The organism is Halovulum dunhuangense (genome assembly GCF_013093415.1).
Classification (GTDB): Bacteria; Pseudomonadota; Alphaproteobacteria; order Rhodobacterales; family Rhodobacteraceae; genus Halovulum; species Halovulum dunhuangense.
On record NZ_JABFBC010000021.1, the window covers coordinates 1 to 1,537 of the forward strand.

Consider the following 1,537-nt stretch of genomic DNA (forward strand, 5'->3'; position numbering starts at 1 on the left):
ACGCGCACGCTCGACATCGACGGTCGCGCGGCCAGCGTCTTCGGGCTGGCCGGGCCCGGCGGACAGGGGCTGGTCCTCGATCCCGGACAGCGGTTCCGGGTCGATCTGACCAACAACCTCGATGTCGAAACGATCATCCACTGGCACGGGCTGATCCCGCCCAACGCGCAGGACGGCGTGCCAGACATGCCAATGCCCCTTCTCGCGCCGGGCGAGACCCGGTCCTACGACTTCGAGGCCCGGCCCGGCACCCACTGGATGCACAGCCACGTGCCGATCCAGGAAATGCATCTGCTCGCCGCGCCGCTCATCGTGCGTTCGGCTGAAGACGTCGCCGCCGACCGGCAGGAGGTCGTGATGTTCCTGCACGACTTCTCGTTCAAGTCGCCCGAAGAGGTCTTGGCCGAAATCGCGGGCGGCCACGGAGGCGGCGGTCACGGCGCGCATGGCGGTCATGGCGGCGCGCAGCCCATGCAGGCGATGCCCATGGACGGGATGGGCGCGATGCCGGGCATGGACCATGGCGCGATGGGCCACGGCGGCATGGGCGGCATGCCGATGGGCAACATGCCGGGCATGGGCGGCATGATGGGCATGGGCGGCATGACCATGGACCTGAACGACTACGACTGGGACGCCTACCTCGCCAACGACCGCACGCTCTCTGACCCCGAGGTGGTCCGGGTCGAACGCGGCGGCCGTATCCGGCTCCGCGTCATCAACGCGGCGGCGGCCACGGTGTTCTGGATCGACACCGGGGCGGCCACGGCGCGGCTCGTCGCGGTGGACGGCCATGCGGTGCAGCCGCTTCCGGGAAACCGGTTCGGGCTGGCGATGGGACAGCGGCTCGATCTGGAGATCGACCTGCCGAGCGAAGGCGGCGCCTGGCCGATCGTTGCCTTGCGCGAGGGCGCACGCGAGCGCGCCGGCCTGATCCTCGCGACGGCGGGGGCAGAGGTCCGGCGTATCGACGGCGTGGCCGAGGCAGAGGCCCCCGCCTTCGACACCGATCTCGCGCAGGAGGCGCGACTGATCGCGCTCACCCCTTTGCCAGAACGGTCGATTGACCGCAGCCAGATGCTGATGCTGGGCGGCTCGATGCAGCCCTATGTCTGGACGATCAACGGCGCCGTCTGGGGTCAGCATCGGCCTGTCATCGCGCGCAGCGGCGAGCGGGTGTTGCTGTCGTTCCACAACATGTCGATGATGGGGCACCCTATGCACCTGCACGGCCACGTGTTCCAGGTCGTCGGGTTGAACGGTCGGGCGGTCCCGGGCGCGCTGCGCGACACCGTCTACGTGCCGCCGATGTCGATGGTGGACGTGGCGCTCGACGCCGGTGAGGCCGCGCGCTGGATGCTCCATTGCCATCACATGCCGCATCTGGCGACGGGCATGATGACCGAGTTCGCCGTGACGGCGTCGGCCTGACGCCGGCAGGGGCGTCGGTATCGGGCGCCCCTGCAATGCCAAGCCCTGCCAATCGCAGGGTTGATCCAGATCGTCTGTCGCGTCTCGGGATCGGCGTATCATGCGT

General features: G+C 69.2%; 1 protein-coding gene. It reads left to right on the forward strand.

The window, feature by feature from the left end:
- Window positions 1-1,431 (forward strand): multicopper oxidase family protein (locus HMH01_RS17710; protein WP_171327123.1); only part of this gene is annotated, 1,431 nt, incomplete at its 5' end.
- Between the last annotated feature and the right edge of the window lie 106 nt (window positions 1,432-1,537).